The organism is Mycoplana ramosa (genome assembly GCF_041930185.1).
Classification (GTDB): domain Bacteria; phylum Pseudomonadota; class Alphaproteobacteria; order Rhizobiales; family Rhizobiaceae; genus Mycoplana; species Mycoplana ramosa.
In genome coordinates this window covers 405,581-411,906 of record NZ_JBHEEW010000002.1, presented here as the reverse complement: position 1 = coordinate 411,906, position 6,326 = coordinate 405,581, and the positions used below count along the sequence as shown (strand labels likewise).

6 protein-coding genes are annotated in these 6,326 nt (G+C 62.4%); 5 read left to right on the top strand and 1 reads right to left on the bottom strand.

Annotated features, from left to right (window positions below; all coding sequences use genetic code 11):
- Positions 1 to 96: 96 nt before the first annotated feature.
- The 3 genes from JNC62_RS04415 to JNC62_RS04405 all read left to right on the top strand — a co-directional run bounded on the left by JNC62_RS04415 (position 97) and on the right by JNC62_RS04405 (position 3,159).
- A complete protein-coding gene (locus JNC62_RS04415) occupies positions 97 to 1,032 on the top strand; it encodes an ABC transporter ATP-binding protein (protein WP_374836314.1) in 936 nt (311 codons plus the stop codon).
- Positions 1,033 to 1,135: 103 nt separating this feature from the next.
- Complete coding sequence (locus JNC62_RS04410) at positions 1,136 to 1,897, top strand: BtpA/SgcQ family protein (protein ID WP_374836312.1); 762 nt, start codon at positions 1,136 to 1,138, stop codon at positions 1,895 to 1,897.
- A gap of 50 nt (positions 1,898 to 1,947) precedes the next feature.
- Positions 1,948 to 3,159, top strand: a complete 1,212-nt coding sequence (locus tag JNC62_RS04405) for a M24 family metallopeptidase (RefSeq protein WP_374836310.1) — start codon at positions 1,948 to 1,950, stop codon at positions 3,157 to 3,159.
- Between the two features lie 75 nt (positions 3,160 to 3,234).
- On the opposite strand, the gene JNC62_RS04400 is transcribed toward JNC62_RS04405, so the two are convergent.
- Complete coding sequence (locus tag JNC62_RS04400) at positions 3,235 to 4,014, bottom strand: creatininase (RefSeq protein WP_374836309.1); 780 nt, start codon at positions 4,012 to 4,014, stop codon at positions 3,235 to 3,237.
- 97 nt (positions 4,015 to 4,111) lie between these two features.
- Here JNC62_RS04400 and JNC62_RS04395 point away from each other — a divergent pair, with 97 nt between their 5' ends.
- Both JNC62_RS04395 and JNC62_RS04390 read left to right on the top strand, forming a co-directional pair.
- Positions 4,112 to 5,026: a LysR substrate-binding domain-containing protein gene (locus tag JNC62_RS04395; protein ID WP_374836307.1), complete on the top strand. Its 915-nt coding sequence runs from the start codon at positions 4,112 to 4,114 to the stop codon at positions 5,024 to 5,026.
- Between the two features lie 90 nt (positions 5,027 to 5,116).
- Complete coding sequence (locus JNC62_RS04390; RefSeq protein ID WP_374836305.1) at positions 5,117 to 6,253, top strand: extracellular solute-binding protein; 1,137 nt, start codon at positions 5,117 to 5,119, stop codon at positions 6,251 to 6,253.
- Positions 6,254 to 6,326 lie beyond the last annotated feature (73 nt).

Genomic DNA, 6,326 nt, shown 5'->3' with positions numbered 1-6,326 from the left:
TAAATCAACCCGCAAACCGAGCCGGAAACTCCAATCTTCGGAAGTCCCAAAAGTCTCAGATCATTCGACGACGGACAGGGCAAGACCACCACGCTGATGATGCTGGCCGGCCTCGAGACGCCAACCAGCGGTCGCATCCTGCTCGATGACGTTCCCATCGAGGGTATACCGCCGCACCGGCGCAACATCGGCGTGGTTTTCCAGAACTACGCCCTGTTCCCCCACATGACAGTCGCCGAGAATCTCGCCTATCCTTTGAAGGCTAGGCGCATGGCGAAGCTGGAGATCGGCAAGCGGGTCAAACGCGCGCTCGACATGGTCAAGCTCGCAAGCCTTGGCGAGCGCCGCCCGGCGCAGCTGTCCGGCGGCCAGCAACAGCGGGTCGCGCTGGCGCGCGCGCTGGTGTTCGAGCCGAGTGTCGTGCTTCTCGACGAGCCGTTGGGGGCCCTCGACCGGCAGCTGCGCGAAACCATGCAACTGGAGCTCAAGCAGCTGCACAGCGAGACCTCGGTGACCATGATCTACGTGACGCACGATCAGGGCGAGGCGATGACGATGTCCGACAGGGTCGCGGTCTTCCATGACGGCCACCTGCTGCAATGCGCACCGCCGAAGCAGCTCTACGACGAGCCGGAAAGCGCCTTCGTTGCGGAGTTCGTCGGCGAGAACAACCGGCTGTCTGGGACCCTCGTGTCACGCGACGGCGAGGGGGGCTCGATCCAGACGAATGCAGGCATGATGGTCGCGGCGAGGCTGGGCCAGCAGGTACGGATCGGGGATAAAGTCCTTCTCTATGTCCGCCCGGAGCGGGCTTCGATCGGCGCGGCTGCGGCCAATTGCGAAAACCGTTTCGAGGCGCGGGTCGCGGACACGATCTTCCAGGGCGATCATACCCGGCTGCGGATCGATTTTCCCGGCTCCTCCCACTTCACGGTGAAGCAGAACTTCTTTGCCGAAACGGCGCCGCCAGTCGTCGGCGACCGCGTTCAGCTCGGTTGGTCGGCGCAGGCGCTGCAGGTCGTTCAGGCCTAGCCAACCGAACGCATTGCGATTGCCCGCACCCACCCGCCGGACCCCGTCCGGCGGCGCTGATACCGCTCGTCAAAAAACACCCATTGCCAAGAACGGATTCGATATGCACAGGCAAGATTTCCATAAGCTCTTCAAGTCACCCGGGCCGGTCGTCCTCCCGGTCATCCACGTCCTGGACTCCGAGCAGACGGAGCGTAACCTCCGCATCGCGATGCAGGCGGGCGCGCCCGGCGTCCTGCTGATCAACCACGACATCAGCGTCGAGGCGTTCCTGCCGATCATCCGCAGCGCCCGCGCCAGGTTCCCATCGGCCTGGATCGGCGTGAACTTCCTGGCGGTGACCGGCAAGGCGGCGTTTCCGATCCTCGGAGAGCTGCAGCGCGAAGGCGTCGCGGTCGACGCTTACTGGGCAGACGACGCCTGCCTGAACGAGATGGAACCGGTAGACAACCAGAAGGACGCAGCCGAAATCGAGGCGATCCGCAAGGCCTCGGGCTGGGAAGGCCTTTATATGGGCGGCACCTGCTTCAAGAAGCAGCGCGAGGTCGCCCCGGAGCACTACGAAGTCTCTGCACGGATTGCAGTCTCTTGGATGGACGTGGTGACGACCTCGGGCATCGCCACCGGCCACGCGCCGGAACTGGAAAAGATCGAGACCTTCAGGCGTGGCGTCGGCGACGCAGCGCTGGCCCTTGCCTCGGGGATCACCCCGGAAAACGCGCCTGTGTTCGCGCCGCTTGTCGACTGCTTCATCGTCGGCACCGGCATCAGCTACGAAGGCGACTTCCACAATCTCGATCCTGAAAGGCTCGCCCGCCTGCTGGCCTTCACCCGCCGGCAGGGGGAGGCACCGCTGCCAGCCTGACCACCCGGACTTCACTCGCACACCAGATTTTGAACAGGAAGAGAACCAAAATGGACGACATGCTGCACGTGATGAAATGGCATAATGGCGAGAAGGACTATTCACCCTTCTCCGATGCCGAGATGACGCGCCGCCAGGACGACGTGCGTCGCTGGATGGCCGAAAACAATGTCGATGCGGCACTGTTCACCTCCTATCATTGCATCAACTACTATTCCGGTTGGCTCTACTGCTATTTCGGCCGCAAGTACGGGATGGTCATCGACCACGACAACGCAACCACGATCTCGGCGGGCATCGACGGCGGCCAGCCCTGGCGCCGCAGCTTCGGCGACAACATCACCTACACGGACTGGCGCCGGGACAATTTCTATCAGGCCGTGCGGCAGCTCACCCCCGGTGCCAAGCGCATTGGCATCGAGTTCGACCATGTCACGCTCGATTTCCGCCGCCAGTTGGAGGTGGCGTTGCCAGGCGTCGAGTTCGTTGACGTCGGCCAGCCGTCGATGTGGATGCGGACGATCAAGTCGGTCGAGGAGCAGAAGCTGATCCGCGAGGGCGCCCGCGTCTGCGACGTCGGCGGCGCCGCCTGCGTGGCCGCCGTCAAGGCCGGCGTGCCGGAGCACGAGGTGGCGATCGCCACGACCAACGCGATGATCCGCGAGATCGCCAAGTCGCATCCCTTCGTCGAGCTGATGGACACCTGGACCTGGTTCCAGTCCGGCATCAACACCGACGGCGCCCACAACCCGGTGACCAACCGCATCATCCAGTCGGGCGACATTCTGTCGCTCAACACCTTCCCGATGATCTTCGGCTACTACACGGCGCTGGAGCGGACGCTGTTCTGCGACCACGTCGACGACGCAAGCCTCGACATCTGGGAGAAGAACGTCGCCGTCCATCGCCGCGGCCTCGAGCTGATCAAGCCGGGTGCGCGCTGCAAGGACATCGCCATCGAGCTCAACGAGATGTATCGCGAGTGGGATCTGCTGAAGTACCGTTCGTTCGGCTACGGCCATTCCTTCGGCGTGCTCTGCCATTACTACGGCCGCGAGGCCGGGGTGGAGCTGCGCGAGGACATCGACACGGTGCTGGAGCCCGGCATGGTGGTGTCGATGGAACCGATGGTGATGCTGCCCGAAGGCATGCCCGGCGCTGGCGGCTACCGCGAACATGACATCCTGATCGTCAAGGAGGACGGTGCCGAGAACATCACCGGCTTCCCGTTCGGTCCGGAGCACAACATCATCCGTAACTGAATACGGATGGGAAGCAGAAAAGGGCCGCCCGGGTGCCGGGCGGCCCTTCTTGGTGGCCGTCAAACGCTTGGCTCGTCAGCCGGGAAACTCGGTTCGCAGCGCATCGACGATGCCGCGCACGCACACATCGAGCAGGATTCGTCCCTTTTCCTCGGACGCCTGCTTGGGTGAGGAAAGCGTGCCGCTCTGCGGCGTCCATTCGGGTTTCGGCGGATAGACGTCGTAAGGGGGGAAACTGGCGGGCGCATGGTCGATGGCGCGCTCGAGATGAACCATGTGCGGATGCAGCGCCAGCATCAGCGACGTCTCCAGCACGCCGCCGTGTTCGATGTCCCAGCCGGGAAAGCCGTCCGGATAGAGCTTTGCAATCGTCGCCTTGTCGACGAAGTCCCAATAGGAGAGCACGACGACCTTCACGTCGTCGATGCCACTCCAGCGCAGTTCACGCAGTGCCAGATCGATTCCCTCGATGATGAACCAGGAGTTCTCGAAATGGCCGTTGACCAGGCATATCTTGCGGACGCCGTGGCGTGCGAATTCCTTGATGACGTCGCGCAGCGCGGCGACCAGGGTGGAGCCATCGAGGCTCGTCGTTCCCGGCAGGTGATTGCCGCCGCCGGATTTCTGATGCGACTTGTAGCCGTAGGTGAACGGCGGGGCCACCAGCGCGCCGACCTGGGCTGCGACACGCCGGGCGAACTCGACCGGCAACAGCACATCGACATGCATCGGCATGTGATGGCCGTGCTGTTCCATCGAACCGATCGGGATCAGGATCGGGACGGCGCCGTCGCGCACCTTGGCATCGTAATCCGGCCAGGGCAGTTCGGCGGCGAAAACGGAATCGGCTGGCATTAACTTTTCCTCCTCTAAGTTGGAGAGCAATGATTGCTGCCTGCCGGAGAATATGGGAAATTTATAATCGTCATCGTTACATGAGAAATTCAAATCCGTGCGCACCATCGTCAACTTCCAGACAGACCTTCTGCGAACCTTCGTCTCGGTGATCGACCTCGGTGCGTTCACCAAGGCGGGCGAAGCGCTTGGGCGAACGCAACCGGCGATCTCGCTGCAGATCAGGCGGCTTGAGGAACTCGTGGGCTCCCCGATCATCAAGCAGGTCGGCCGCACGCTGCTGCTGACCAGCGAGGGGGAGATGCTCTTGAGCTATGCGCGCGAGATCCTGCGGCTGAACGACGAGGTTGCCTCCTATTTCGACCGGTCAAAAATCGCCGGGGTCATCCGCGTCGGCCTTCCCAACGACTATGCCGTGGCCTTCCTGCAGGGCGTGATCACGGAGTACACCCGCCAGCATACGGAGATATCGCTTGAGCTGCATTGCGGGTGGAGTGCCGAGATCCTCGACCGGCTGCACGCCGATGAACTCGACATAGCGGTGGCCATGGTCAATGGAGAGCGGGCGCAGTATCTGTCGCGGTCGTGGATCGAGCGGCCGATTTGGGCGGCGGCGGCAGACGTCGGTGTCGATACCACCGTGGGGGTTTCGCTGGCCGCTCATCCCGAAGGCTGCGCCTATCGCGCAAGGATGATCCAGGCGCTGGACGACGCGCAGATCCGCTGGCGCGTCGCCTATACCGGCTCCGGTATCGCCGGCCTCCAGAATGCCGTGGTGAACGGTCTCGGCGTCAGTGCGCTGACGCAGTACACGATGCTTCCGGGCATGCGCGCGCTTGATGAGCGCGACGGCCTCCCGCCGCTCGCCGAGATCCGCGTGGGTCTGTTCTACAAGCACCCGCGTCTGTCCGATGCCGGCATCGGACTGGTCAACCACATCATCTCACGGCTGGACGAAGCGGGCGTTTCTTCGTCGCCGCGGAGCCGATATTCGGAACTTGATCGGCGATAAGAATAGTAAATGCAAAAATTATGAGAATTAATTTTTCAAATGCATGGACGCTGCATACGCTTCTCTCATAACAAACGGGAGGGGAATAAAATGAGCGTCAAGGTTATACCGTCAGAGCGCCGCACCCGGCGTGAGTTCCTCAAGAGTACCGCCGTCGTGGGTGGCGGGATTTTGGCTACGCCCTACCTGAGCCGCCTTGCTTTCGCAGCCCCGACCGAACTGACGATGCTGGCCTGGTACGGCCATGCCGAACCCGACGTCGTCGCCGAGTTCGAGGCGGAGAACAACGTCAAGTTCAAGCCAAAATACTACACCGGCGGCGACAATATGCTGGGCCTGATCGCCCAGTCGCCTCCGGGCACCTTCGACCTCATCCTGTCCGATGCCGAATACGTCCAGCAGCTCAACGCCGCCGGTTACATCGAGGAACTCGACCCCAAGGACTACGCCTTCGACGAATTCTTTCCGGAGTTCCAGCAGTTCCCCGGCCACTGGCAGGATGGCAAGCTCTATTCGGTGATCACCCGTTTCGGGTTCCTGGGAGTCGCCTACAACACCGAGGCGATCACCGAGAAGGAGGCTTCCACCTACAAGGTCTACTGGGACGAGAAGCTCAAGGGCAAGGTCGGTCATTTCGACTGGCACCTGCCCAATCTCGGCCAGATCAGCCTGTTGAACGGCAATCCCTCTCCCTATGACATCGACGAAGCCGCCTGGGAAAAGGTGCAGGAAGTAACAAGATCGCTACGCCCGCAGATCGGCGGCTTTTTCGACTACGGCGGCACCTTCTCGTCGCTGCAGAACGGCCAGATGCTGGTCATGGCCGGCATCGGCGACTGGATCACCGGCGCCCTTGAAAAGGGCGGCGCCAAGGTGCGCAGCGTCATCCCCGAGGAAGGCGGTCTCCAGTTCACCGAATCTTTCTCCATCGGCAAGGGCTCGCAGAAAGCCGATCTCGCCAAGAAGTGGATCCAGTACATCACCTCGGCCAAGGGCCAGGTGAAGTCGGCCAACATGGCCGCCTATCCCTGCCTGATCCCGAACAAGAAGGGCTGGGAACTGCTGGCCGTGGAAACGCCGGAAGAGGCCAAACGCCAGGGCATGCTGCTCAATGAGAGCAACGCGATGGACTTGATCCGCAACGGCCGCATCAAGTACCGGCAGCTGCCCGTGCAGCAGAGCCTCGAGACCTGGAACGACTTCTGGTCCGAGTACAAGAGCGCGTAGCGCCACCAGACCTGCAATACTGCCGACACTCGTCAGGGCGGGCCTCAGTGCCCGCCCGCTCATTCCGGCAATC